Origin of the sequence: Rhizobium sp. RM, from assembly GCF_013390595.1 — a bacterium.
In the GTDB taxonomy this organism is placed as follows: domain Bacteria; phylum Pseudomonadota; class Alphaproteobacteria; order Rhizobiales; family Rhizobiaceae; genus Agrobacterium.
In genome coordinates, this window is record NZ_JACAWV010000007.1 from 380,363 (window position 1) to 406,841 (window position 26,479).

23 protein-coding genes are annotated in these 26,479 nt (G+C 57.2%); 12 read left to right on the top strand and 11 right to left on the bottom strand.

The features are described from left to right. Positions 1 to 6 precede the first annotated feature (6 nt). The 5 genes from HWX89_RS06395 to HWX89_RS06415 all read right to left on the bottom strand — a co-directional run bounded on the left by HWX89_RS06395 (position 7) and on the right by HWX89_RS06415 (position 5,301). Positions 7 to 546, bottom strand: coding sequence for a GNAT family N-acetyltransferase (locus HWX89_RS06395; protein ID WP_138795873.1), 540 nt, complete (start codon positions 544 to 546; stop codon positions 7 to 9). A gap of 26 nt (positions 547 to 572) precedes the next feature. Then, positions 573 to 1,760: a M20 aminoacylase family protein gene (locus HWX89_RS06400; protein WP_138795872.1), complete on the bottom strand. Its 1,188-nt coding sequence runs from the start codon at positions 1,758 to 1,760 to the stop codon at positions 573 to 575. Positions 1,761 to 1,823: 63 nt separating this feature from the next. Beyond that, a complete protein-coding gene (locus HWX89_RS06405; RefSeq protein WP_138795871.1) occupies positions 1,824 to 3,161 on the bottom strand; it encodes an LLM class flavin-dependent oxidoreductase in 1,338 nt (445 codons plus the stop codon). Positions 3,162 to 3,180: 19 nt separating this feature from the next. Further along, the gene (locus HWX89_RS06410; protein ID WP_138795903.1) at positions 3,181 to 4,176 is read right to left on the bottom strand and encodes an MsnO8 family LLM class oxidoreductase; all 996 of its coding nucleotides are present in this window, start codon (positions 4,174 to 4,176) and stop codon (positions 3,181 to 3,183) included. Positions 4,177 to 4,401: 225 nt separating this feature from the next. Further along, entirely contained in the window at positions 4,402 to 5,301 is a 900-nt protein-coding gene (locus HWX89_RS06415) for a LysR substrate-binding domain-containing protein (RefSeq protein ID WP_138795870.1), read from the bottom strand. Positions 5,302 to 5,536: 235 nt separating this feature from the next. Between HWX89_RS06415 and HWX89_RS06420 the strand changes: the two genes are divergently transcribed. The 10 genes from HWX89_RS06420 to HWX89_RS06465 all read left to right on the top strand — a co-directional run bounded on the left by HWX89_RS06420 (position 5,537) and on the right by HWX89_RS06465 (position 17,483). After that, the gene (locus HWX89_RS06420; RefSeq protein WP_246705096.1) at positions 5,537 to 6,367 is read left to right on the top strand and encodes a transporter substrate-binding domain-containing protein; all 831 of its coding nucleotides are present in this window, start codon (positions 5,537 to 5,539) and stop codon (positions 6,365 to 6,367) included. A gap of 66 nt (positions 6,368 to 6,433) precedes the next feature. Further along, complete coding sequence (locus tag HWX89_RS06425) at positions 6,434 to 7,096, top strand: amino acid ABC transporter permease (RefSeq protein WP_138795868.1); 663 nt, start codon at positions 6,434 to 6,436, stop codon at positions 7,094 to 7,096. Then, complete coding sequence (locus HWX89_RS06430; RefSeq protein WP_138795867.1) at positions 7,093 to 7,866, top strand: amino acid ABC transporter ATP-binding protein; 774 nt, start codon at positions 7,093 to 7,095, stop codon at positions 7,864 to 7,866. Before HWX89_RS06425 ends, HWX89_RS06430 begins: the two co-directional genes overlap by 4 nt. 27 nt (positions 7,867 to 7,893) lie before the next feature. Then, positions 7,894 to 9,015: an enolase C-terminal domain-like protein gene (locus HWX89_RS06435; RefSeq protein ID WP_138795866.1), complete on the top strand. Its 1,122-nt coding sequence runs from the start codon at positions 7,894 to 7,896 to the stop codon at positions 9,013 to 9,015. A gap of 92 nt (positions 9,016 to 9,107) precedes the next feature. Beyond that, positions 9,108 to 10,397 carry an NAD(P)/FAD-dependent oxidoreductase gene (locus HWX89_RS06440; protein ID WP_138795865.1) on the top strand — a complete coding sequence of 430 codons (1,290 nt, stop codon included), beginning with the start codon at positions 9,108 to 9,110 and terminating at the stop codon, positions 10,395 to 10,397. Positions 10,398 to 10,422: 25 nt separating this feature from the next. Next, positions 10,423 to 12,222, top strand: a complete 1,800-nt coding sequence (locus tag HWX89_RS06445; RefSeq protein ID WP_210271304.1) for a thiamine pyrophosphate-binding protein — start codon at positions 10,423 to 10,425, stop codon at positions 12,220 to 12,222. Between the two features lie 157 nt (positions 12,223 to 12,379). Next, positions 12,380 to 13,279 (top strand): DMT family transporter, encoded by a 900-nt coding sequence (locus tag HWX89_RS06450; protein ID WP_138795864.1) that lies wholly within the window; start codon positions 12,380 to 12,382, stop codon positions 13,277 to 13,279. A 236-nt stretch (positions 13,280 to 13,515) separates the two neighbouring features. After that, complete coding sequence (locus tag HWX89_RS06455; protein WP_138795863.1) at positions 13,516 to 15,429, top strand: potassium transporter Kup; 1,914 nt, start codon at positions 13,516 to 13,518, stop codon at positions 15,427 to 15,429. Between the two features lie 95 nt (positions 15,430 to 15,524). Next, positions 15,525 to 16,421 carry a lipid kinase gene (locus HWX89_RS06460; RefSeq protein ID WP_138795862.1) on the top strand — a complete coding sequence of 299 codons (897 nt, stop codon included), beginning with the start codon at positions 15,525 to 15,527 and terminating at the stop codon, positions 16,419 to 16,421. Positions 16,422 to 16,517: 96 nt separating this feature from the next. Continuing rightward, a complete protein-coding gene (locus HWX89_RS06465; RefSeq protein WP_138795861.1) occupies positions 16,518 to 17,483 on the top strand; it encodes a magnesium and cobalt transport protein CorA in 966 nt (321 codons plus the stop codon). A 63-nt stretch (positions 17,484 to 17,546) separates the two neighbouring features. Here the strand turns inward: HWX89_RS06465 and HWX89_RS06470 are convergent, their stop codons facing one another. After that, on the bottom strand, positions 17,547 to 18,467 hold the full coding sequence (locus HWX89_RS06470; protein ID WP_178340644.1) for a LysR family transcriptional regulator: 921 nt from the start codon (positions 18,465 to 18,467) through the stop codon (positions 17,547 to 17,549). 127 nt (positions 18,468 to 18,594) lie between these two features. On the opposite strand from HWX89_RS06470, the gene HWX89_RS06475 reads away from it, so the two are divergent. Both HWX89_RS06475 and HWX89_RS06480 read left to right on the top strand, forming a co-directional pair. After that, positions 18,595 to 21,006 (top strand): membrane-bound PQQ-dependent dehydrogenase, glucose/quinate/shikimate family, encoded by a 2,412-nt coding sequence (locus tag HWX89_RS06475; RefSeq protein ID WP_138795859.1) that lies wholly within the window; start codon positions 18,595 to 18,597, stop codon positions 21,004 to 21,006. A gap of 227 nt (positions 21,007 to 21,233) precedes the next feature. Continuing rightward, complete coding sequence (locus HWX89_RS06480; protein WP_138795858.1) at positions 21,234 to 22,550, top strand: replication-associated recombination protein A; 1,317 nt, start codon at positions 21,234 to 21,236, stop codon at positions 22,548 to 22,550. Positions 22,551 to 22,590: 40 nt separating this feature from the next. Here the strand turns inward: HWX89_RS06480 and HWX89_RS06485 are convergent, their stop codons facing one another. The 5 genes from HWX89_RS06485 to HWX89_RS06505 are packed head-to-tail and all read right to left on the bottom strand — an operon-like array spanning position 22,591 to position 26,467. Then, positions 22,591 to 23,076 carry a hypothetical protein gene (locus HWX89_RS06485; protein WP_138795857.1) on the bottom strand — a complete coding sequence of 162 codons (486 nt, stop codon included), beginning with the start codon at positions 23,074 to 23,076 and terminating at the stop codon, positions 22,591 to 22,593. Between the two features lie 55 nt (positions 23,077 to 23,131). Continuing rightward, positions 23,132 to 24,064, bottom strand: coding sequence for a phosphatidate cytidylyltransferase (locus tag HWX89_RS06490; RefSeq protein WP_138795856.1), 933 nt, complete (start codon positions 24,062 to 24,064; stop codon positions 23,132 to 23,134). Continuing rightward, positions 24,061 to 24,711: a lysophospholipid acyltransferase family protein gene (locus HWX89_RS06495; RefSeq protein ID WP_138795855.1), complete on the bottom strand. Its 651-nt coding sequence runs from the start codon at positions 24,709 to 24,711 to the stop codon at positions 24,061 to 24,063. The genes HWX89_RS06490 and HWX89_RS06495 overlap by 4 nt, the downstream gene beginning before the upstream one ends. After that, positions 24,711 to 25,148 carry a hypothetical protein gene (locus HWX89_RS06500; protein ID WP_138795854.1) on the bottom strand — a complete coding sequence of 146 codons (438 nt, stop codon included), beginning with the start codon at positions 25,146 to 25,148 and terminating at the stop codon, positions 24,711 to 24,713. The genes HWX89_RS06495 and HWX89_RS06500 overlap by 1 nt, the downstream gene beginning before the upstream one ends. Further along, a complete protein-coding gene (locus HWX89_RS06505) occupies positions 25,145 to 26,467 on the bottom strand; it encodes a phosphatase PAP2/dual specificity phosphatase family protein (RefSeq protein WP_138795853.1) in 1,323 nt (440 codons plus the stop codon). Before HWX89_RS06505 ends, HWX89_RS06500 begins: the two co-directional genes overlap by 4 nt. Positions 26,468 to 26,479 lie beyond the last annotated feature (12 nt).

Sequence of the window (26,479 nt, forward strand, 5' to 3'; positions counted from 1 at the left end):
ATCTCCTCAAATGTCATGCCGGGGAGATATTTGGCTCGCCGTGCTCGTAACGAAATGGCTTGCCGAGAGATACTTTTCGAAAGGCAGCTTGCGGATGGTTTCAGGATCCGCACTGGTGTCGAAAAGCGCCGTGTAACCATTGGTCAGATAAAGGCCGACCGCCTCTGGCTGACGAAATCCAGTGGTCAGATAAATGCGCGAATACCCCTGTCGCAGAGCCTGTTCTTCAAGTTCGGCGAGAACGCGTTTTGCCAACCCCTGGCGGCGATAGCCTGAATGTGTCCAGACGCGTTTGACTTCGGACGTTCCGTGATCTTCGTGTCGCATGAAGGCGCCACCGGCAATTGCCTTTCCGTTGCGCAAGAGCAGCACGAAGTTGCCGTGCGGCGGCGCAAAGACTTCCGGCGCGAAACGGTTCATCTCCTTCGTCGCGCCTTCGGCATCATAAAAACTGCCGTATCGGGAATCGTATTCGAACGTCAGTTCCTCGATCAGTGGCCGCGCCAGTGGATCGAGGGGTGTCGTGTAATAAAAGCGATCACTCACGTGGCTTACTCCTCGGGTTCGTTCGGTCATGAAAGGAAGGTCTCGGCAAGACGGGCCCAATAAAGTGCGCCCGGTGCGATAATGTCGTCGTTGAAGTCGTAAAGTGGGCTGTGTAGCGGGGCACTTTCGCCATTGCCGACAAAGAGGTAGGAGCCCGGTCGCTGTTGAAGCATGTAGGCGAAATCCTCACTCGCCGTGCGGGGCCGGAAATCGCCAGCAACCTGTTCAGCGGGAAAAACGGCCTCTGCCACGCCACGGGCTAAACGGGTCTGCTCGATGTGGTTGATCACCGGTGGGAAACCGCGACGATATTGCAAATCCGCCTCCGCGCCGAAGCTTTCCGCCTGGGCACGGGCGAGTGCCGGCACTCGCTGTTCCAGCCTGTCGCGGACGGCCGGAGAATAGGCTCGCGCAGTGAGCTTCAGTTCGACACTGTCAGGAATGACATTCGAGGCAGAGCCCCCGTGAATGGAGCCCACCGTCAGCACCGCCATTTCCAGTGGATCGACATTGCGGGCAACGATGCTCTGCAACGCAGTGATGAAGGATGCGGCGGCTAGGACGGGATCGACCGTTTCGTGTGGTGATGCACCATGTCCACCTTGGCCAATGATACGGATCAAAGCCTGATCGACCGAGGCCATGGCTGGGCCCTCAACGAAGCCGAACTGTCCTGCCTTGACCCCCGGCCAGTTATGCAGACCGAAGATCGCATCGACCGGAAAACGCTCAAACAGGCGGTCCTCGATCATCTTCTTCGCGCCTGCACCCACTTCTTCGGCAGGCTGGAAAATTAGCGTCAACGTGCCGGAAAAGCGCCCGTGTTCGGCGAGGTAGCGTGCCGCACCGAGCAAAATAGCAGTATGTCCATCGTGACCGCAGGCATGCATGACGCGCGGATTGCGGCTGGAATAGGCAAGGTCTGTGGCTTCCTCGATTGGCAATGCATCGATGTCAGCACGGATGCCGATCCGTTTATCGCCATTCCCCCGCCTGAGGGTGGCGACGACGCCATAGCCGCCGACACCCTCCGTCACCTCGTAACCGTAGGAGAGAAGATATTTGGCGATGATGCCTGCGGTCCTCCCCTCGTGAAAGGAAAGCTCCGGATACTGATGGAGGTCCCGACGGATCGTCACCAACTCGCTGATGAAGGCATGGATCGTCCGTTCGGCGTAGTCGCGATGACGCGCGCCGTCAATATGGATGTTCATGATTTTACTTCCCGAAGGTTGGCTTCAGCCGATCTCGGCCGGGTGTTTCACCTGTTCAGATCGTTATGCGTGGGCCTTCTCCGCCTCGTCGTCGACGCCTGCATAAGCGCTTTGGCGGTAGGGAAGATCGAGGTTTTCCCGCAGGGTTACTCCCCTCAGCTCCGGGTCGAAATAACCGCGTTCCTCAAGGATCGGCAAAACATGGCGGGCAAAATCATCAAAGCCCTCGGCAATAACAGGAAAGCCGAGGATGAAGCCATCAGCCGCGCCGCTATCGAACCACTCGATGAGCTTTGTGGCCACCGCGTCAGGTGTGCCGACAAAACCTTCGCGCGGTGTCGCTGCACCAAGCGCCGCTTCCCGCAAGGTCTGTCCCTGTTCTTTCGCAACACGCTTGATGCGGTCGGTGGTGGAGCGAAAGCTGTTTTTGCCGATGTCGCCAAGCTCAGGAAAAGGCGCATCGAGATCATAGGCACTGAAGTCATGATGATCGAAGAAGCGACCGAGATAAGCGAGCGCTTCATCTATCGAAATCAGATTGCGGATCACGTTGTATTTTTCTTCGGCCTCTGCCTGTGTCCGGCCCACAATCGGCCCAATGCCGGGAAAAATCTTGACGTGGTCGGCGGACCGTCCCTGGGCGACTGCAGCCTGCTTGACCCGTCGTGAAAAGGTCTGGTTGTCCTCGAGCGAAACGCCATTGGTGAAGACGGCATCGGCATGTTTGCCGGCAAGCCCTACGCCCGCATCTGACGACCCAGCCTGAAAGATGACCGGCTGCCCCTGTGCTGAGCGCTGGATATTGAGCGGGCCTTCAACCTGAAAGAAGCGCCCTTTGTGACCGAGCGTGTGCAATTTTTCACGATCGAAGAACTGCCCGCTGTCACGGTTGCGCGTGAATGCGTCATCATCCCAACTGTCCCAGAGCCCTTTGACGACCTCAAGATACTCGTCGGCAATCTCGTATCGGAGCGCGTGTTCCGGATGGTTTCGGCTGTAGTTTTTGGCCGTCCCCTCAAGTGGCGTCGTGACCGCATTCCAGCCACCACGTCCACCGCTGATGAGATCCAGTGATGCGAACTGCCGGGCGATCGTAAAGGGGTCGCTGTACGAGGTGGAGACGGTGCCTGCGAGCCCTATTCTGTTCGTCACCGTTGCAAGAGCTGAAAGGATCGTCAGAGGCTCGAAACGGTTGAGGAAATGCGGGATCGATTTCTCGTTGATATAGAGCCCGTCTGCCACGAAGGCGAAGGCGATACCGGCGGCTTCCGCCTTCAGAGCTATGGTCTTGAAGAAGTCGAGATTGACGCTGGCGTCAACCGGACTGCTTGGATGCCTCCAGGCGTTCATGTGACCACCGGCGCCCTGCAACATGATGCCGAACTTGATCTTATTTGCCATAGGATATCTCCTCAAGACGTTACGCTGCCGCGGATAGGGGGTGGCGAGCCAGAAGCTCTATGGATGCAAGCCGCCGGTTGGCACCGACGGGCGGCGGCTCGAGAATGAATTCCTCGATCTGGTAGAGCGCTGAAAGTCGCGACAGCTCCGCGTGAATGCTATCCGGCGTGCCATGTAGTACGCTCGGCTTGCGCTCCTCGATGCGGAAATCCCTTGAGCCGGCCTGTCTTGCAAATTCTTCGGCCTGTTCGTAGCTGCCCAAGCTGGCCGATTGGCCGTTTTCAAGAAAAACCTTGAACACCTTCAGTTCGCCAACGAGCGCAGCCGCATCAGCAGCGTTTTCGGACGCATAGGCGGAGAGCGCCAAAATGGGCGCCTTGCCGCCACTCCTGCCACGATAGTCTTCGAGACTAAGCCTTAGATTTTCAGGATCGCCATTCAGATGACCCGCAAAAACGAAATCCCATCCCTGCGCTGCGGCAAGCCGGGCACTGTCCGGGCTTGCACCGAGCAAAAACCGCTCGGCAGCCACCAGAGGCTGCGGACCGGGAAAAGCACGCCCGACTGATCTGTCAGCATCCAGCGAATGGGCCAGAAATGTCTGCAGATCAGCAAGCTGCTGATTAAAATCCGGTTTGGAAGAATGATACGTTTGCAAGGCCGCCGTCGATTGCGGCAATCCGCCTGGCGCCTTGCCTACACCGAGATCAACACGACCTGGCGCCAGCGACGAGAGCACGTTGAACACTTCTGCGACTTTGAAGGGACTGTAGTGCTGCAGCATGATGCCGCCCGAACCGACGCGAATACGAGACGTGTTCGACAAAATCCAGGCGATCAGCACTTCAGGCGCCGAACTCGCAAGGGCGGAGCTTCCATGATGTTCTGCAACCCAGAACCGCCGATAACCCAGCTCTTCCGCTCGTCTTGCGAGCTTGACCGTATTGGAAAGTGCCGTGACGGCATTTTCCTCTGAAGAGATCGGGCTCTTATCGAGCAGACTCAATGCATACATCGTCGCCTCGCTGGCAGTTTCGATCATGCACTTATTAGTCTACTTATTTTATAGACAATGAAGGGCGCAATTTCCGATTGCCTGCCGAAAGAGAGAAAATCTTTGTCGGGATTTTAGACGTAGCGAACAATTTGCAGTGAGGTCTTTTGCTGCCGCGGCGCAGACAATCATTGGTCCGAGCTTAAATTCAAGCATCAACCGGCCCTTGCCCGCGTTACAAAAACGCTATTTGTGTGCCGGCTTCTTCGTTTGGCGAAGAAGCCAATCCCGAAAGAGGATGATGTTGGCGTTGTGGGCCTTTCGTTCGGGGTAAACCACGAAATAGGAGTCATCCGACCGGATCGGTTCTCCGAAAGGCATATGCAGCGCTTTGCTTTCCAGTTCGCGCTCGACATAGAATGTTGGTACGACTGCGATGCCGATACCGTTAAGGGCCGCGTTGATAATCATCTCGTGATTTGAAAATCGCGTGCCTTGAATTCTGCCGCTATAGGACAGTCCGGCGAGCCTCAGCCAATTCAGCCACAGGCTCGGCCGGCCGGCGTTTTGCAGCATCGGATAGTTCGAAAATTCCAGCGGTTGCAGCTTCTGCCCGAACGGAATGAGGCGTGGCGACGCAACGACCGCCAAGGTTTCCGGAAACAGTTCGATCGCTCGGGCATGAAGCCACGTGCCAGCCCCACGAAGAACGGTCACGTCCAACCGAGTGGTCTCGAAATCCATAGCGGGGGTTGTTGTCGTGATCTCCAACGGGATGTCGCAATGAGCCTCGATGAACGATGATAGCCGTTCCGGTAACCAGCGTGCGGCAAAGGTCGGGTGCGTGCCGATCATGAGTGAGCTGTCTACTGTGCGTCCTCGCACGGCATCGATTGAAATTTCCTGCAACCTGTCGAGCGTCAGTGCAACGTCCCTATAGTAATTGGCGCCAAGTTCCGTCAGCACAAGCCGAGGGCCGGAACGATGAAAAAGAGTGACACCGAGAAACTCCTCAAGGTTCTGTATCTGCTTGCTGATCCCACTTTGTGTCAGGCCAAGATCATCGGCTGCCTTGGTGAAATTCATGTACCGTGCGGCAGCTTCGAAGGCATGCAGGGATGCCAAAGAAGGAAGGTAACGTCTCATCGCATTCCCCCGATTTTCATCATGAATTTAATTCATGCAAAGGAGATTTTTCAACGTTTTTATTTTGCCTCCCCTTGGTTCAAGAATTATCAGGCGAGTATCCGCTCCCAAACAACACCCCGGCCGGTTGATGCCAGTCGCGAGAACGTCGTTGATGCCGCGGTGCGAATGCAAAGAGACTTTGCAGGTAGGAGGCATCGACCAGAATTCGATGCCCAAAACAAAGGGGAACATGATGAAAAGAAGAGATTTCAGTAAGTTGGTTGGAATGGGCGTTGCCGCCGCAGGTATTGGCGCCTTTGTCACCCCGGTCCTGGCCGCAGATTCTCTGGAGCGGGTTAAAGCGTCAGGCGTGCTTCGCATCGGCGCTGTCGCGGACGGGGCTCCTTATTATCAAAAGAGCCTTTCTGACGGTAGCTGGCGCGGTTTCTACATCGATATCTGCACGAAGCTTGCGGAAGATCTGGGCGTAAAACTCTCCATTACTGAGACCACCTGGGGCAACTCGGTGCTTGATCTGCAAGCCGACAAGATCGACGTCTTCTTCGGCCTCAACCCGACACCGGAGCGCCAGAAAGTTATCGATTTTTCCGGCCCCGTATTCAAGAACGCGTTCACGTTGATCGTTCGCAAAGGTGTAGAAGGCCAAACTTGGAACGACTTCAACAAACCTGAAATGCGCATTGCGGTCGATGCCGGCTCGTCGCACGATTCTGCGGTCACACGCCACGCCCCGAAAGCCGAGGTCGCCCGGCTGAAAACCGCAAGCGACGCCACCGCGGCTCTTCAAGCAAGGCGAGCCGATGCACAGTGCCTTGTTCTGGTTCTCGCCATGTCCCTTCGCGCCAAGAACCCGTCTATCGGCGAACTGCTTCTACCGACACCTCTGGATTCGACCACGTCCAATGCCGGTTTCCGTCGGGAGGAAGACCAGACCTGGCGTACACACGTGACGAAGTGGATCGAAGACAACCGCGCAAGCGGCTTCGTCAAAGATGCAATCATTCGCAACATGGCGCTTGTTGGCGTAAAGGAATCCGATTTCCCGGCCGGTTTCGAGATCTAATATCCGAACGCAGCGGAGCCATCCTCCGCTGCCCCAGCTGACTTCTGATATCCGGACACTTGAACCATGTACGAATGGGATTTCTGGACCCTTTGGGAGTACCGATGGTTACTTCTCCAGGGCCTCGGCGTGACAGTCGGGTTTACCATCGCAATCATTATCGGCGGGCTGACCGTCGGGCTCATCGAAGCCATCTGTCTGCTTTCGCGATTTTCAGTTTTGCGCGGCGTATCTCTTGCCGTGATCGAGATCTTTCGCTGCACGCCGATCCTTGTCCAGTTGATCTGGTGTTACTACGCACTACCGATCATCGCCGGGATCGAGATGACACCGGTTACGGCTTCCCTCCTGGCACTCTCCTTTTACGGCGGAGCATTTTACGCAGAGATCATTCGCGGCGGGATCGTATCGATCGATGAAGGGCAGTCGGAAGCGGCCGCAGCTCTTGGCATGACACCGGCACTCGCCATGCGCCGGATCGTCCTGCCGCAAGCCTTGCGGCGCATGCTGCCATCGCTGATGAACCAGTCGATCCTGCAATTCAAGAATACATCACTGGTCTCCGTTCTCGCGGTGCCCGATCTCGTCTACCAGGGACAGATGGCAGCCCACGACAGCTTCCGTCCACTTGAGACCTATACGACGATCGCAGTAGCCTACTTCATCATCCTTTTCCCGCTGACACTGTTTGTCCGCAACCGCGAACGCAAGCTGGGAGAGGCACGATGACAACGCCAATGATCGAAATCTCGAACCTGCGAAAGTCGTTCGGTCCTCTCGCGGTCCTGAAGGACATCAGTGTGAAGGTTGACCAGGGCGGTGTGCTGGCACTGATCGGTCCATCCGGGTCGGGAAAGTCTACGCTTCTGCGCTGCATGAACCTTCTCGTTACCCCCGACGACGGGCGCATTCGTGTCGGCGATACGACGTTCGAATTTGGCAAAGCGGTCAAGCAGCCGAACATCAAGGCACTGGCGTCCTTTCGCTCCAGAACGGGGATGGTCTTCCAGAATTTCAACCTGTTCCCGCATATGACGGTGCTGGAAAACGTCATCGAAGCACCGATCCATGTGAAACACATGGGACGGAAGGAAGCGACGGACCTTGCCATGTTCCAACTCGAAAAGGTTGGGCTTGCTGATCGCGCCAAGCAGGCGCCGCAAACCCTGTCCGGCGGCCAAAAGCAGCGCGTGGCCATTGCTCGCGCTTTGGCGATGCAACCCGAAGTCATGCTCTTCGACGAGGCCACCTCCGCGCTCGACCCTGAACTGGTGGGTGAGGTGCTTCAGACAATGCAAAAGCTCGCAGCAGATGGAATGACGATGGTGATCGTGACCCACGAGATAGCCTTCGCCCGCGATGTCGCAGATCGCATCGTCTTCATGCGCGATGGTTATGTCGTCGAGGAAGGCACCGCCCAACAGGTCATTGACGCACCGCAGATGGACGCGACCAAGACATTTCTCAGTCATTTTCACAAAGGTTCGGCCGCGAGGTAAACGGACCAAGATTGCAGGTAAGACAAGATGGAAACGATCGATAGACTCCGCGTGTTCCTGATCGAAAGCCCGATCAAGATGGCTCGGCTGCAGGGAGTGGGAAACGTCAAGGGCACGGTAAAGCGCGTGCTGGTCGAACTGACATCCTCGTCCGGCACGGTTGGCTGGGGTGAGGCTGCGCCCTGGGAGGTGTTTACCGGTACAGCCGAAGCCGCGTTTGCGGCGATCGACATCTATCTTCGCCCGTTGGTGATCGGTGCTCCGGTCAATCGCGTCCGCGAACTGACGATCAAGATGAAAAAAGTGCTGGTGGGCCATGGCGAGGCGAAGCTCGCGATCGAAACGGCAATGCTCGACATCCTCGGCAAATCGTCAGGCCTTTCGATTGCCGATCTGCTTGGCGGCCGGGTCCGCGATACCATCCCCCTCTCCTTCTCGATCGCCGATCCCGATTTCGGCGCGGACATGCGGCGCATGGAAGAAATGGTTCCCCAGGGCAACCGCATCTTCAAGGTGAAAACCGGTGTGAAATCGCATCATGACGATCTTGCGCATCTTGAAGCCATGCGCAACGCGTTTGGCGACACCATCGACCTTCGCCTTGACTACAATCAGGCACTCCTGCCTTTTGGTGCCATCAAGACGTTGCGCGATGTCGATCAGTTTCGACCGACCTTCATTGAACAACCCGTTCCAAGGGATTGCCTTGCGGCGATGGCATCTTTCGCGGCCGATCTGGATACGCCGATCCTGGCCGATGAAAGCTGCTTCGATACGCGCGACCTGATGGAAATCATCCGACTTGGAGCAGCAGACGCCATTTCGGTCAAATTGATGAAAACCGGTGGGCTTCTTGAGGCACAGGCCTTGATGGCATTGGCCGATACGGCCCGCCTTCCCGGCTATGGCGGCACGTTGTGGGAAGGTGGTGTGGCCCTTGCGGCTGGCACCCAGTTCATTGCCGCAACACCCGGCATTTCGCTCGGATGCGAATTCTACATGCCGCACCACGTGCTGACCGAAGATGTTCTGGAGGTCAAAATCGAAAACCGAAACGGCGAAGTCATCGTACCGGATGGTCCGGGGCTGGGCATTCGGGTTTCGGAGCAATCGCTGCGCTCCAACGCGAAAGTCATCGCAGAGCGCTAACGCCACAGGTCGAAAGACAAAGAGATGAAGTGCCGACCGCGGGCTATCTGCGGCGGGAGGGTGAACTGTTGACTCATTATCAGGAAATTCACATGCCCAAGGCTGCAGCGAAGCACACGGTCGTGATCGGAGGCGGTATCGTCGGTGTCTGTAGCGCTCTCGAGCTGCTTCGCGCAGGGCATCAGGTTACCCTGGTGGAAAGTGGCGAGCCCGGTGGCCGACAGTCTGCGAGTTACGGCCATGGCTGCTGGATCAGCCCTGCCTCAGTTGTTCCGATGTCCATGCCCGGGCTCTGGAAGCAGGTTCCCGGATATCTGATGAACCCTGATGGCCCCTTGGTCATCCGGTGGCGCCATATTTTGAGGCTCTCACCCTGGCTTTTACGCTTTCTCTGGGCAGGGGCTTCCATATCGCGGGTAGAGGCGACGGCACGAGCCCTGAACCGGCTGCTCAAGGACAGTCCGGATCGCCACGAAGCCTTGAGTTCCGAAGTCGGTGTTGCAGACCTCGTCCGTCGCGAGGGGCTCCTTTATGCCTATCCGGACCGGCAGGCTTTCGAGAAGGAAGCTCTGGCGTGGCATTTGCGCAGGATGACGGGACTTCAATGGAAAGAACTCGACAAAGAGGCGCTTCTGAAACGGGAACCAGGCCTCGACGGGCACTATACGTTCGGCGTTGTGGCAGAAAATGGCGCCCATTGCGTCGATCCCCAAACCTACATCACCCGTATCGCCGAAACTGCGGTCAAACGCGGCCTACACATCGTCAGGGCCAGGGCAAACGCACTGAAGTTTGACGGAGATCGGCTGCGCGGCGTAGAGACGACCGATGGGATGATCGAATGTGATCAGGCCGTGGTTGCCGCCGGCGCCTGGTCCAAGACCCTTGCAAGACAGGCCGGTGACAAGGTGCCTCTTGAGAGCGAAAGAGGGTATCACGGCGTGATTTCTCTTGCCGATGGCGGACCGCAACATCCGGTCATGCCAAGCGATGGCAAGATGGCCAATACGCCCACGCTGAAGGGCCTGCGCCTTTCCGGCCAGGTTGAACTGGCGTCAGTCGACACGCCGCCAAACTGGCGACGCGTCGAGATCCTGCTCAATCACGCGCGCAAGACCTACCCCGCATTGGCCACGATGCGTGACATCTCGGTAGACAAGTGGATGGGCCACCGCCCGTCTACTCCCGATGGCCTGCCCATCATCGGTCGCTCCTCGCGCTCCCCGGATGTTTTCTACGCCTTTGGCCACGGACATGTCGGCTTTGCAACTGGCCCGATTACCGGCCGCATCGTCGCTGAACAGCTCGCCGGTAAACCCCAGGGCGACGAGATAGGTTGCTATTCGCCGCGTCGGTTCAGGTTTGCCGGAAAGAATGCATGAGCGTCATCGCGGATCACATCTTGCGATGAACGTTGTCCAACCCTGCTTTCACAAACAGAAGGAGATCGTCGTGCGCGGCGCGGATATTCTAGTGGACATGCTGATCGGTTATGGCGTCGAAGTCATCTTCGGTGTGCCAGGTGACACCAACGTCCCTCTTTATGAGGCTCTGCAGGAGCGAGAAGGCAAAATTCGTCACGTGATGGCCCGCGATGAGCGGTCTGCCGGCTACATGGCCGACGCTTACGGTCGGTTCACCAGAAAACCCGGCGTTTTCGAATGCCCATCGGGTGCCGGCGCCATGTATTCGCTGCCGCCCGTGGCTGAATCCAATTCGTCGTCCGTCCCGGTCATTTTGCTGACCATCGATATTCCTCTTCCGGGTGAAGGACGCGGCGTTCTGACAGAACTCGATTGCGCGCGCCTTTTCGATCCGATCACGAAGATGTCGGTTCAGGTGAAGTCGGCGGAAAAGCTGCCAGAGATCATTCGCCGAGCATTTCGCGTTGCCTGTTCGGGTAAACCCGGCGCAGTCCACCTGCAAATCCCTGAGGACATGCTGCTGGCGAACGTCGATCCCGCCAGGATCTCGCTCCATGTTGAAACCGAATGCAAGCAGTTCCCCGCCTACCCTACCCTGCCATCACCCGACAAGTTGGACACGCTGATGTCGTTGCTGACAACTAACCGTCGACCGCTGATTGTCTCAGGCGGCGGCGTGAACCGATCCTGCGCGGGTCCCGAAGTGACCGCACTGGCAGAATGCCTCAACATTCCCGTCTGCACGACCATGACTGGACAGGGCACAATGCCGGACGATCATCGCCTGGCAGTCGGCGTTATCGGCGACAACGGATTTCATCCTCATGCCAATTGGGCGCTGGAGCACGCCGACTTCGTTCTCTTCGTTGGTTCGAAAATGGGCTCTGTCGTTACCATCGGCTGGACCTTCCCCAAGATCACCCTGAACAAGCGCGTCGCCCAGATCGATATCGATCCGGAAATCATGGCCAACAACTACGAGAACGTCGTCTCCGTCCAAGGCGATGCGCGCCTCGTACTTGAGCGCCTGATCGCAATGGCTCCTGCCGATGCCGATCATGGTCGGACCCAGGAATGGGTTGATGAACTGAATGATCTTCGTGCAAATTTCTGGGACAACGCCGAAAGCCTATTAAGCTCTGAAGCTTCACCGCTCAGACCAGAGCGCGCAGTACGCTGCTTCAATGAAGCGTTAGAGGCCTATGGGAAGCCCGCCCATATCTATTCGGACGCGGGAACACCTACGCCACATATGACCCGTTTCCTGAAACTCACCGACGCTCGGACGCGGATCGCAATTCCCCGCGCATTCGGCGGCCTCGGTTCGGCTTTACCGGCAACCGTCGGCGCATGGTTCGCCGACAAGGAACGCCGCCCGATCGGTATGTTTGGCGACGGCTCGTTCGGGATGACTGTCGGCGAACTGGAAACACTGGTTCGGTTGCAGGTGCCTGCCATCCTGTTGCTGTTCAACAACGGCACGTTCGGGTGGATCAAGGGACTGCATCGGCTGAAGGGCCATAACCAGTGCTTCGGTGTCGACTTCATGCCACCACGCGGGCAGGCAATCGCAGAGGCTTTCGACGTCAAGGCGTGGACGGCGACGAACTCAACTGAGCTTGACACTGCACTCTCCGAAGCATTCGCCTATAAGAACGGCCCCTGCCTGATCGACATCCACGTGGAATCGATCGCTGATCGTGTGCCACCAGTCTATTCCTGGCTGACGAAACGCGGCAAAGATCCACTCAGCATCGAGGCCGAGGAGGTCCGTTATTTTTGACGTTTGACGCGTCCGAGGGGGCCGGCATCAGCCGGTCCTCCGTCGCGGTTTCAGGTCTCGTCAGGACTTGTAAAAAATGGCAATCGAGACACTGGCTTGCTGCCGAGCCACCGGCTAAGACACGCCTCAGATAGATCTTTATAAAGACGTTGAGACGATGTCGAACACAACGAATACCAACCCACTTGTCGGCATCGCCCTTGCCTCTGGTGGATATGCATGTTTTGCAGCGCAGGATGCCATCGTTAAGTGGTTGGTGGCCGACTACGAGGTTCCGCAAATCCTGTTTATGCGCAGCCTCGCCATCGCCCTGATTGCGGGCTTTCTCGCACAATATTATCGGCACCCATCGATCATGAAGAGCCAGTACCGTGGCACGGTGGTCGTGCGCGCCATGCTGATGCTGACGGCATGGCTTCTCTTCTATAATTCCGCACGGCATCTCGGGCTTGCCGAACTGACAACGCTTTATTTCTCTGCACCGATCATCGTGGTTTTTCTCTCAATTCTGGTTTTGAAAGAAAAGGTTGGCGCGGGCAGATGGATCGCGTGCCTCGGTGGATTTGCAGGGGTTCTGATTGCGGCCAATCCAACCCATTCACCGAGCTTGATTCCGGCTGCGCTGTGTGTGGTTGCCGGTTTCTGCTGGGCATGGAGCACAATTCTTATCCGCCTGGTGAGCAGAACCGAAACCACGCTGACACAGATGTGGACCACAAGTTTGCTGTTTGCGATCGCCTGTGCCTTGTCCTTGCCATGGCTGTGGAAAACGCCTGACGTGATGGGATGGGCCCTGATGATCGGATTGGGCCTGATCGCAACGGTCGGCCAATATCTCCTTTACGAGGGCTTTCGGCATGCTCCTGCCTCGGCACTCGCACCTACCGAATATACGGGCCTGATCTGGGCTTTCGTTTATGGCTATGCAATCTGGTCCGAAATCCCCTCGACCAGTGTATTTGCCGGCGCGCTTCTGATTGTCAGCTCAAGCCTTTTCCTTGTTGTCTGGGAAAGCCGTGCAGGAAAATCAGCTCCAAAACAGTCGTGTCCTTCATAGCAAACTGCCCACGCGCCTGATCAGGTGAAAAAAGCGGAAAGCGTCCAAGCCGCGTTTAAGCCCCAGCGTGAGGTCCATGCGTTCGCCGAACAAGGCACGTCGCTAAAAGATGAAATGTGACAGGCATCAAATGGTGCGATTTTCGCGACCTCGGTCCGGATCTTGGAACAGGGGAATTGCGTGAAGTTTCACGATGCACCATAAAGAGCCGCAATGACCGAACGCCCGGAGACCATATGACGTCCTCGAACTCCCAAGTCTCCGGCACTCGTTCTGAGACCAGAAAGTTTCTCGTTTTACTCCTCGGCTCCATTGGTGTCGTCTACGGAGATATCGGCACAAGCCCACTTTACGCGTTCAGGGAATCGCTGCGCCCTTTTACGGCAAACGGTGTTCAGCATGAGCACGTTGTCGGCCTGATCTCCCTGATGATCTGGACGCTGACAATCATCGTCACATTCAAGTACGTGCTATTCTTGTTGCGTGCAGATAATGACGGAGAAGGTGGCACTCTATCGCTTCTCGCGCTTCTGATGAAGAAGACAGGAAGCTACATGCCCGTGCTGTTCTTCGCTGGCCTGGTCGGATCTGCTCTCTTCATCGGTGACGCGATGATCACTCCCGCCCTTTCCGTGATGTCGGCTTTGGAGGGAATGAAGCTGGTTACACCGGCTTTCTCTGACTATGTTCTACCGTTGTCAGCACTCATAATGGTTGGACTGTTTGCGGTTCAGTCGAAAGGCACCGGGGCGGTTGCAAAGTTCTTCGGTCCGATTACCGTCGTTTGGTTTCTGGCAATGGCCTGGGGCGGCCTTATCCATATCGGCGACGACTGGACAATCCTCGAAGCGCTCAATCCGATCAATGCGCTTTGGTTCATTACGCACGCGGGCTGGGCCGGGCTCATCGTTCTTGGAGCAGTGTTTCTGACTGTGACGGGCGCGGAGGCTCTTTATGCCGATCTAGGTCATTTCGGGCGCAAACCCATCAGCGCAGCCTGGTTCATCCTTGTGTTTCCAGCTCTTGCCCTTAACTATCTCGGTCAGGGCGCGCTTGTCCTCAGCACCCCTGCGGCAATCGAGAATCCGTTCTACCTGCTCTACCCAGAGTGGGCGCTGCTTCCGATGGTGATCCTGGCGACGATGGCGACTGTGATCGCAAGTCAGGCCGTTATAACGGGCGCATTCTCCCTTGCTCGCCAGGCCGTTCACCTTGGTTTCCTGCCGAAGCTCATGATCCGCTTCACATCCGAGACGAACACTGGGCAGATCTACGTGCCGGCAGTTAACATGGTTCTATTCATTGGCGTGCTGGTCCTGATCTTCTCGTTCGGGGATTCTGAATCGCTTGCGACCGCCTACGGCATCTCGGTAACGGGAGCGATGGTCGTCACAACACTGATGGCTTTCCAGTTTCTTCGTTCCGTCAGAGGCAGATCTGCCTTCACTGCAGCAATCCTGCTTGCGCCCCTCTTCGCGATCGAAGCGGTATTCCTTGCCGCAAACCTCCTCAAGGTTCACGATGGCGGCTGGGTGCCCCTGGCTCTGGCAGGTGTCATCATCCTTGTCATGTGGACCTGGACAAAAGGGTCTCGTTATCTCAGGGAAAAGATTGCACGAAACGACATCCCGCTCGACACCTTTATCACGTCGCTTGAAGGCTCCATCAATCGTGGTTCGCGCAATGCTCCTGTCTTGGTACCGGGCACAGCCGTGTTCCTGACAAGTGTCCCGGACAAAGCGCCGGGTGTCCTTCTCCACAACCTCAAGCACAACCACGTCCTTCATGAACAGAATGTGATCCTGACGATCTGGACGCATGACAAGCCTTACATCTCAAACTCAGAGCGCGTAGAAATCACCCGAATTTCAAAGCATTTCATGCGCCTCGACATGAATTTCGGCTTCATGGACGACCCGAACGTCGTCAAGGCACTGCCGCTTTGCAAGAAAAAAGGTTTCAAGTTCGAGATCATGCAGACCTCATTCTATCTCGGCCGCCGCAATCTCATCGCGACACCGAATACGGGTCTGCCGTGGTGGCAGGAAGACCTCTATATTGCGCTGGCCGGTATCGGGATTGATCCATCCGCCTACTTCAACCTTCCACCAAACCGCGTTATTGAGTTGGGCGAACAGGTGGCGATCTAGTGCCTTCGAAGGCGACCAGGTTGGCTTTGATAAAGACTGCTTGAGACAAAAGAGCCTCATTGCACTCTGGTGTTGCACTGCACATATGATGTTGCATGACCCCAGAGACCATCGCCGACGCAAGGCTGACCAAAAAAGCGCTTCTACTCGTCAATCCCCATTCCAGACGTGGACGGGAGGGGCTTGCCCAGGCACGACATCACCTTGTAGAGGCGGGTATCAGCATCGTTGAGCCCTCGCAAGATTTGTCATCAGCGTCAGACCTCATCGTCCGCCATCGCGACACTGTAGACCTCGTCATCGTTGGCGGTGGCGATGGCAGCCTGAACAATGCTGCTCCCGGATTGCTGGAGGCAGGACTTCCCTTGGGCGTATTGCCACTTGGTACGGCCAACGATTTTGCTCGAACCATGGGCATCCCGCAGGATCTTCGAATGGCAGCAGCCGTTATTGCAGCAGGTCAGACGACCGCGGTTGACCTTGGCACCGCCAATGGGCACGCGTTCTTCAACGTCGCCAGCATCGGTTTCAGCGCCGATCTCGCCGCCTCGCTGACCCAACAGGCGAAAAAGCGATGGGGTAAACTGGGATATGGCCTCGTCGCAGCGCGACTGCTTGCAAATTCACGGCTTTTTACTGCCCATCTCGACCACGACGGGAAAACAGAGAAGCTCAGGACCCTACAGGTTTCTGTAGGAAATGGTCGCTTCTACGGTGGCGGGATGGCCGTTCATGCGGATGCCACGGCAACGGACGGAATGCTCGATTTCTACAGTTTAGAAGTCGATCATTGGTGGCGTCTGCTTGGATTGTTACCGGCAATCCGGCGCGGAACGCACGGGGATTGGGATGATGTTCGCGCCTTTTCGACCAAAGCTCTGACGATAAAGACAAGCAAACCGCGCCCGGTAAATCTGGACGGCGAACTCAAGACCCAAACCCCGGTCCAGTTTGCGATCATCGAGAAAGCGCTCAAGGTATTCATACCGTAGCCCTACTGCCATCGTACATTCAGAGACAAGCTTGGAACAAGGGACGCCGTGTCTTAGTCTCTCTGCTCTTGTCGTGCCTGATCGGATCGGATTTTTATGACCATCGTTGCCTCCTATCTCTACCGAAACGGCAAACGTGCCGAGGAAGTCCCACTTGCCAACGAACCCTTTGCCGCAACAGAAGGAGAATTCGTGTGGATAGGACTGACCGATCCAACCAGTGAGGAAATGGCCAGTCTGCAGACGATGTTCGGCCTGCATTCGCTGGCGGTTGAAGATGCGATCAATGGCAAACAGGTGCCTAAAGTCGATGTCTATGGAGAGCAACTGTTCGTTGTTGCCAAGACTGCCCATCTGGAAGGTGACAAGATCGCTTATGGAGAGACCTGCATGTTTGTCGGCAGGAACCATCTGATCTCAGTCAGACACGGTTCGGCGCGATCGCACAAGGAACTGCGCCATCAGCTTGAGCAGTCGCCGAAGCTTTTGGTCCATGGACCCGACTATGTGCTGCACGGCATCCTCGACTTCATTGTCGACGGCTATCTTCCGATGGTCGAGACGCTGGAGGACAAGGTGCTAGACATGGAAAGGCACGTCCTTGTCTCCTTCCTGCAACCTGAGCAGATCAGGCGAATTTTTCGCATGCGCAGACAGGTGATCAAGTTCCAGCGCATCCTTGGCCCTATGGCCGAAGTGGTGGGCAAGCTGTCACATCTGGAACTACCCTGTGTCGACGACAATGCCAGACCGTTCTTCAAGGATGTCTATGACCATGTTCGCCGCGTCGAAAACCTCGTTGGCGGCCTGCGTGACATCATGACATCCGTTTTCGAGGCCTCAAACCTTCTGGAGCAGCAGCGCCAGGGAGCGATAACGAGACAGCTCGCAGCCTGGGCAGCAATCCTCGCCGTGCCGACGGCGATCGCCGGGATCTACGGCATGAACTTCGAGCATATGCCGGAACTCAAGAGCGAATATGGGTATCCAGCCGTCATCGGCGTCATCATCACCCTTTGCGCAACCCTCTATTATCGTTTCCGCAAGACAGGCTGGCTTTAAGCCGCGAGTGGCTGCAGAGTGCCACTTCGGCGTCGTTGGACGACCGTGATCTTTGGCTCTCGATCACAATTTTTCCAGACCGGCGGTCAGTACACTCGCCGCATGAACCACCTCATCATGGAATAATCTCGCATAGTGCGTGATGCCTCCGTCCCGGCTATTCGTCAGAATTCCAAGGTCACGGAAAACCGGTGGGTCTATCAGCTCGACCGAGCACAAAAGAGGATCACCTGGTGGCGGGCAGTTCATGCGGGGAAGCGCACTGACACCCATCTCAGCCTCAACCATGCCGGCAACCGCAGAGTAGTGACCGAACTCCATGACCGTCCGCACCGCGATATTCCGGCTCTTCATCGCTTCATCGACTGCATATCGGGTGCCGCTGCCGGCGTTGGCTCCAATGAAATCGTAGTCGAGAAGCTCTGACCAGCAGACAGCTCCCTTCCCCGCGAGTGGATGGTCGCGGCGAAAAACTGCCCTGAACGGATCAGCGATGATTTTGTTGAAATGGACGTCCTTGTCGTCGTGCGGAAGAAAGCTTGCGACGGCGAGATCGAGTTTGCCTTGATGCACCATATCGAACAACTGATCAGCGCTTCCATCCCGCACCGAGACGACAACATCGGGATGGTTCGCTCTAAATCGCACGAGCGCTTCAGGAAGGTACTTGACCGCAGCAGAGGCAAGAATGCCGACTTGAAGCGTTTTGTTGGAATCCGCACGACGGCGTGTGAGCTCAATGGCATCACGCAACGCCGGGAGGAGCGGCGCAAGACGCTCCTGCAGTCCGGCACCATCGGCAGTCAGGCGAACACTTCGGGTGCTGCGCGTGAACAAGGTAACGCCAAGCGAGTTTTCCAGCAGCGCAATATTCTGACTGAGCGCAGGTTGCGACAACCCCATCCGTTCCGATGCGACCCTGAACGAGCGCGCTTGGGCGACTGCCATGAACGCTTCAAGATGCCGGATAGGCGGCAAACTCATTGTTTGGTTTTCCTTATCGATATCTTCGAAATTTCGATTTGTCTTATAGATACGAGCGCCGTAAGTCCTGCGACAAGTCGGCGCAGGGTTTCCTCCCACCCAGCGCGACTGAAATAAGGATTCATTCATGAACAACTCGAACCCTCGGCCGCTCAACATGATCGGACGACTTTATCTGGTTTTGCTGGGGCTGGTGATCAGTGCAGCAGGACTGTTTTTTGTCACACTCGGCGGCAAGCTCGCACTGCTTGGTGGAAGCTGGTATTTTGTCATCGCCGGTGCGGCGCTGGTTATTTCGGGTCTTGCGATCATAATAGCGCGACCATTCGGCGCCACGCTCTTCCTCCTGGTTTGGCTCGCCACCCTTCCCTGGTCCGTTTTTGATGCCGGACTAGAGTTCTGGCCGCTTGTTTCTCGCAACTTCGCGCTTTCCATCGGTGCGATCGTGGTGCTGCTGAGCCTGCCTCTGCTGAACAAGGCGAGAGGGAAAGCCGCTTCGAGTGTCGGCTACGTATCGACGGCGATCGTCATCGCTCTTGGTTGCGCTGTTGGTGTCTGGGGAATGTTCCAGCCGCATGGTGTCATCCGAAACGAACCGTCGCCTGAGCTGGCGGATGTCTCCCGCCCGGCGGATTGGACGAGCTACGGTGGAAATGACAATCACGACCGTTTTGCTCCGGCTGACCAGATCAATCGTGAGACAGTGGGCAACCTGACGGTCGCTTGGACGGCCAAGACTGGCGATCTTCCTGTCAGCGATGGCGGCGGCGCGGAAGACCAAACCACGCCACTGATGGTCAATGACTCTCTTTACGTCTGCACACCCCATAACAATGTTGTCTCTCTCGACCCCGTAACAGGCGAGAAGAAGTGGGAATTCAAGTCCGGCGTAACGAACGATGACTGGCAGCGTTGCCGCGGTCTCGCTTACTTTGACGCATCGAAGCCCGTTGCCGAACCAACAGCAGCAGGGTCCAGTCCCATCATCAAGGCATACGTGCCCGCAAACGGTGTTTGCACACGCCGGGTGCTGATGAACTCGACCAAGGGGCAGCTTGTCGCGATCGATGCAGACACCGGACTTGCCTGCGCCGATTTTGGAGCCAACGGCATTGTTGACCTGAACGTCGGCATGGGTCCCGGCGCTGCGACCGGCGATTACTATCCAACGTCAGCACCAACACTTGCCGGCACGACAATCGTTGTGGGTGGCCGCGTCGGTGACAACGTTTCGATTGATATGCCAGGTGGCGTCGTGCGCGGCTTCGACGTGATGACAGGCGCATTGCGCTGGGCCTTCGATCCGGGCGATCCGGGAATGAAGCAATTGCCTGAAGGACAGATCTGGACGCGATCTACGCCGAACGTCTGGGCGCCGATGTCGTGGGATGCGTTGTCGAACACGGTATTCATGCCGGTTGGCTCCGCAGCCATCGACCTCTGGGGTGTAAAGCGTCGCCCACTTGATCGCCAATATGGCGCGACCATGTTGGCGGTAGATGCAACAACAGGTCTGGAAAAGTGGCGTTACCAGACGGTGCACGACGACCTCTGGGACTTCGACGTCCCGATGCAGCCGACCCTCATCGAGTTCGATGGCCGTCCGGCTATGGTGTTTGGGACAAAGGCAGGGCAAATCTTCGTTCTGGATCGCCTCACGGGCAAGCCTCTGACAAAGGTCGAGGAACGTGCGGTGCCAGCCGGTGATATGCCAGGCGAGACCTACTCTCCGACACAGCCGATTTCCGTCGGCATGCCGCAGATCGGCGCGGATACTCTGACGGAATCGGATATGTGGGGTGCGACGCCTTTCGATCAGCTCGTATGCCGCGTCAAGTTCAAGTCGATGCGCTACACGGGCCTGTTCACACCACCTGGCACTGATGCATCGTTGAACTTGCCGGGCTCGCTCGGCGGCCTCAACTGGGGTGGTGTGTCCTACGATCCGACCAGCAACTATGCCTTCTTCAACGATATGCGCCTCGGTCTCGAAGTGCAGCTCGTCCCCTATGACGGAGATGCGAAGGCCAGCAACGGCGATGAAAACGCGCAAATCACGGCGTCGAGCGCCCAGCCACTCGTCGGCACGCCTTACGCAATCACTGCCAAGAACCGCTTCATGTCGCCGCTCGGTATTCCTTGCCAAAAGCCACCTTTTGGAACGATGACTGCCGTGGACATGAAAACCCAGAAGATTGCCTGGCAGATACCAATGGGTACAGTTCAGGACACTGGCCCCCTCGGTATCAAGATGCATGCACCGATACCAATCGGCATGCCGACGATCGGTGGGTCATTGGCGACAAAGGGTGGTCTGGTGTTCTTTGCCGCGACGCAGGATTTCTACCTCCGCGCGATCGACAGCGCGACGGGTGCGGAGGCCTGGAAGGCACGCCTTCCTGTCGGCAGTCAGGGAACGCCGATTAGCTACGTGGCGCGTGATGGCAAGCAATATGTCGTCATTTCCGCCGGAGGAGGTCGCAACTCTCCGGAGCGTGGCGACTACGTGATTGGTTACGCACTTCCTGAAAAGAACTAACAGAACCTCGAGAAGGCCCCGGATTTTTCCGGGGCCTTTTTCATAGAGGCCATAACGGTCATCGACAGGAGGTCAATTTGAACACAGGCTGACATTGGGCAGAGTTTTGCCCACCTGGCATGTTCTGTCGTTTGACCCTGCTTCTACGAGCCGATAGACGAGGATTATCCCGTTCACCGGCAGCACCGATATAGCGGCCGGACGGAAAACCTTTATGCGAGGCCAGCATGACCGATCTTTTCGATGCAGCACCCCGTCCCGGTTCCATGCCGCTCGCCGCTGAATTGCGCCCTGCGACGCTTGACGATGTCATAGGTCAGGAAAAGGTTCTCGGTGAAGGGACGATGCTTCGTCGCCGCATTGCGGCAGGCCGGCTTGGCAGCATCATTCTCTACGGGCCGCCCGGCCTCGGAAAGACCTCCATTGCCCGCGCCATCGGCAACATGCTCGGAAAGAATTTCAGGCCATTGCATGCGGCACACAACAACGTTGCCGACATCCGCAAAATAGCGGACGAGGCTCGGATGCGCCCGACATTGCTGTTTGCCGACGAGGTGCATCGCTTCAGCGCGACGCAGCAGGATCATCTCCTGGCGCTGTGCGAGGAAGGGGTCGCTGATTTCATCGGAGCGACAACCGGCAACCCCTATCATACGCTGACGCCCGCTCTCATCTCCCGTTCCACCATCCTGAAGCTGGAGCCCTTGGCGATCGAGGAGATGGAGGAAGTCTTGCGCCGTGGCCTTGATCATCTCGAAGGTCAGGGCATCACGGTGCAGCTCGCACCGGCACTCCTTCGGCGGATCGCCGGGCGCTCTGGAGGTGATGCGCGACGCGCTCTCACCGTCCTGGAAGGACTTGTCGTTGGCCATCCTTCGGGTAAACCGGTTCTTATCACGGAAACGATGGTCGACGATGCTTACGCGGCAGCGCCTGTCAACCACGACCGTTCAGGTGATGCGCACTACGATGTCGTCTCGGCCTTCGTGAAGTCCATGCGTGGCTCCGATCCGGATGCAACACTTTACTGGCTGGCACGACTGGTTCATGGCGGAGAAGACCCACGTTACATCGCGCGCCGTATCATGATCCATGCCTCGGAAGATGTGGGCCTCGCCGACAATACGGCCCTTCAAACCGCTGTTGCAGCTCTCCATGCCGTCGAGAAAATCGGCTATCCCGAAGCACAGATCGTGTTGGCGCATGCCGCACTCCACGTGGCGCGTGCACCGAAATCGAATTCGGCTTGCCGAGGTATTTCGCTGGCACTCGCCCATGTGGCCAATGAAGCACCGTCAGCAGTGCCTATGCATCTGCGAGACGCGCACTATAAGGGTGCTGCCGCACTCGGCCATGTCGGATACGCCTTCCCGCACGACGATATGCGCGGCTGGAGTGATCAGGACTATGCCACGGACGTGCCGCGCGGCGCCTTCTACCAAAGCGATGCACGCGATGCCGCAACTTTCGAACGGCGAGCGGACCAACACTGGGATCAGGTAACCGGTCACGCCACCCCGCGCCGTTTCGAAGACAAACGCTGATTACCAGCCGCAAGCTGTGAATGCCTTCGACTTTCGCATTTCAGGGACGAATGTTGTCCTGATTTGCAACGATGGAGCTGGTTTTGCATTGGAGGCGAAGCTGCTCGTTATTCTTCGTGTCATTGCTGAAGGCATCCAGAGACTTGTAGACGCGGATTTCGGCTTCACGGATCTTTCCGTCACGCTTCTTATCTTCTGTCACGAAGAACGAATAAACGTAGTTCTTGGTTGCCAAGCCGACGCCCATTGCGAGGTCGGTCGGATGACCTGATACAGTGTCTTTCGTCGAAAAATAGTAGCCATCCGCTTCAAAATAGAGCTCGGCCGTTTTCGTTCCGACCACGTAAGTATAATAATGGCTTTTGAGGCTCTTATGGCTTTGAGGATCGGCGATTTCGCAGAACTCCGCACGCGCACTCGATCCCGCTATGTCGCAGGCAAACAATGTCTGCCACGGCGGCAGGCAGTTGGCCTTGGCAGCAAACGGGAAAAGAGCCACGGCAACAGCGAGCAATCGACGTTTCATGATCGTTCCTTTAATTCACTTGTGTTGATGGTCTACGGACAAGCGTTGCAGACAACTATGTCCACGCGTAACGGACGATATGGAAAAATACGGGCGCGGCAAAAACCAGGCTGTCCGCCCTGTCCAGCATGCCGCCATGGCCTTCAATCATGTGGCCCCAGTCCTTGACACCCCGGTCACGTTTGATGGCAGAGGCGACGAGCCCTCCGAAAAAGCCCATGACGCAAGAGAGAGCGGCCAAAACGCCGGCTTCGAGGGGCGAAAAAGGTGTCAACCAATAGAGGCCCGCGCCCATCAGCGACGCACTGGCGATACCACCGATCAGACCTTCCCAAGTCTTGGACGGCGAGACACCTGGAGCGACTTTGTGGCGGCCAAAAAGCTTACCGAAGATATATTGCAGTACGTCGCTACCCTGCACCGTCGCAATCAGGAAGGCGATCAACAGCAGGCCGCGTCCCTCATTGCCGGGAATGGGCAGGGTCACCAGGGCCGGCACATGGCTGATGCAGTAGACCGCAAGCATGATGCCCCATTGCTGCTCGCTGACACGCTCGAGAAACCGGGAGGTATCGCCGCGCATAGCCGTGAGCGCAGGCATGGCAAGGAAACAGTAAACCGGAATGAAGATCGAATAGAGCCCATACCAGTCGATCCAGATCAGATAATATTGAACCGGAATGATGATCAGGAACATGCCGAGCAGTGTCCAGCGATCGGCATGGCGGGTATTGGTCAGCGTTACATATTCCCGCAAGGCGGCGAAGGAAACGAAGGCAAAAAGAAGCAAAACACCGCCTGTACCCATCAGGAAGGCGAAGCTGATGCCCGCCACCATGATCCACCATGCCTTGATGCGTGCATTGAGATTGACCAGTGTCGACGGCAAGGGTTTGGGGCTTCGCCATGAGAGCACACCGGCAATGACACTCGCCGTCAACAAGATACCGACAAGCCCGAAAAAGAGGCGCGTAGTGTCTTCGGTCATCGGCTGTTTCCATCCTTTCGGGGTGCAAGCGCAAGAAGCGACTGCCGCGCGCGGTCAAGAAAATCCTTGCGGTCCTCGCCCTCTTGAAGCGTCACAGGCACACCAAAAACCACCCGGCACAGGAGTGGTATCGGCAATAAAGAGCCCTTGGGTAAAACGCGGGACATATTCTCGATCCAGCAGGGAACAAGTTCAACATCCGGTCGGGCCGCAGCGAGGTTATAGAGGCCGGAACGAAACCGGAGCAACGGTTCCTCCGTCATGTTGCGGGTGCCTTCGGGGAAGAAGATCAGCGATTGACCGGAATCGAGCGCGTCAAGCATGACCTGCATCGGATCGGCCGTACGCTCTACCCAATTGCGCTCGACAAGAACCGTTTGCAGCAGCCTGCGGGAAATGAATTGGCGGACACGCCCAGATCCCCAATAATCCGCCCCGGCGACGGCCGCCGTCCGGCTGCGCTCAGCCGGGATCAGGCACGTCGAGACAAGAATGAAATCGCCGTGGCTTGCGTGATTAGCGTAGTAGATCCGCTGGCGTCCATTCGGTGGCGATCCGGCCCAAATAGGCCGCACACCCGTCACCCCCCGAGCAAGGACAGCGAGTACGGAACCGGAAACGATCTGAAGCAAAGAGGCGTGGCCCATCAAGGTCGTCCTCCATCCACCGCATCAAGCAGAAGAACTGCGTAGAGCAGGATGCCAATGGAAAGGGCCGACCATTGCAGGATAACAAGCCGACGGCATCCGGACACACGTTGATATAGGGGCGCCGGAACTGTTGGTCTTGGTCGGAGTCCCATGCGCGCCAGCACATCGTCAATCGCCATCAGACCAGCCTCTTCACTGTCGTATGATGCAGCCATTCGAAACAACAATGCGTCAAACAGGAGGTGAGCAGCGAGCGAGAGAGGAACAAGGCAGAATGCAAGCAGCAACCACCATCCCAGTGCGGCCGTAAACCCGTATGCGCCGGCTGTTACTGGGGCGACAGCCAGAAGGAAAAGCGCAAGAAGCCCCCCGCCGATGCCGTTTCGCCGCAGGTTCCGGGCCACTCCTGCCGCTTCTGTTGTCCAATCCTTCATCGCGCCGCCTCATCAATCGCCGCAAAGATCGTCGACTTCATGTGAACCGGTCGGCCAAGCGCCTTGAGCTGTGCTGCCGCCGCAGCCGCATCGGCCGCACGCCCGGAACGCACAAGCCAGCAAGCGGCGACAGCGGCACTCCGCTGAAAGCCGAGTGCGCAGCAAATAAGAACCCGCCCACGCACACGACCGTCATCGATCGCGAGCGCTCCCTCGCGAATACTTGCTCCAGTAAGTGGCATCAGGTCGAGCGACGGGATCGCGCGCCAATCGATGCGCTCTTCGCCAGGCGCCAGAAATTCCGCAGTCATGTCGACCACTGCGGCATAGGGGGCGAGTTCACCCCGGTTCGGAACACGTCCGAGAAAAACGCCACCACCGATGTCGACCGCGGCCGGAAGGCTCCGTGTCCACCACCAGCGGTTTACCCATGCACCAAATCGATAGGGCCAGAGCAACCAAAGGCTTGCGAGGCTCGCAGTCCCGTCCTGTTGCTTCTGGAATATCTGCGGCCCTGCACCAGCGTAACCGATCGCAACGAGCAGAAAAGCCAGGCTTGGCCAGAGCCACAAAAGCCCTGCACCGTTGCTCGTCACAGAGATGACAGCAAACAGCAGGAAAACCCCGGCGACAACACCATAGGCGAGCGCCAGCCTCCAAGCCTTCTGGTCGTTTATGAAGGTAAAGCCCGAAAGCGGCGACGCGTTAGCGACAGGGAAAAGCCAAAGCGCAAACAGGCCAAGCAGCGCACCGGTGGGAATGTCGATAATGTGATGTTGCCAGGTGGTAAGCACCGATACCCCGATCAGCAGGCTCCAGACATGCCAGGTCGCCCGCCAAACGCCCGTCAGCCGCCTGCGCCAATGATCCCAGATGATCACCAGCAGGGCGATGTGCAGCGACGGCGCCTGGTTGAACGGCTTGTCGAAACCACCAAGGACATCGAACATGAAACCCGGAAGACCATGAGTTTCCGGTCGAACGAAAATGGCCTGCAGGGGAAATGCGAGGAAGCAAGCGATGGCGATGATCTGCGCCGTCAGATAACGGCGCGCCAGGCGGGTGACATCGTCCGGCGTCTCGTTGACAAAGAGAGACAGCGCATAAAAGGCGTTGATCGACCAATAGGGAACGATCGTCCAGGCGAAGAATGGAACGTTCTTTTCCCAGGCGAAAGCAAGGTTAGGAACATGCTCTCTCAGCGATGCCAGCCAGTTTGCCACGCCATAGGTGAGATAGAAGAAAGGTGCGAGAAACAGGAGCCAGAGCACGGCCGCTCGCACGACAGCGCCTCGCGTGCCCGCCGGAACGGATGTCATTCCCTCCCCCAT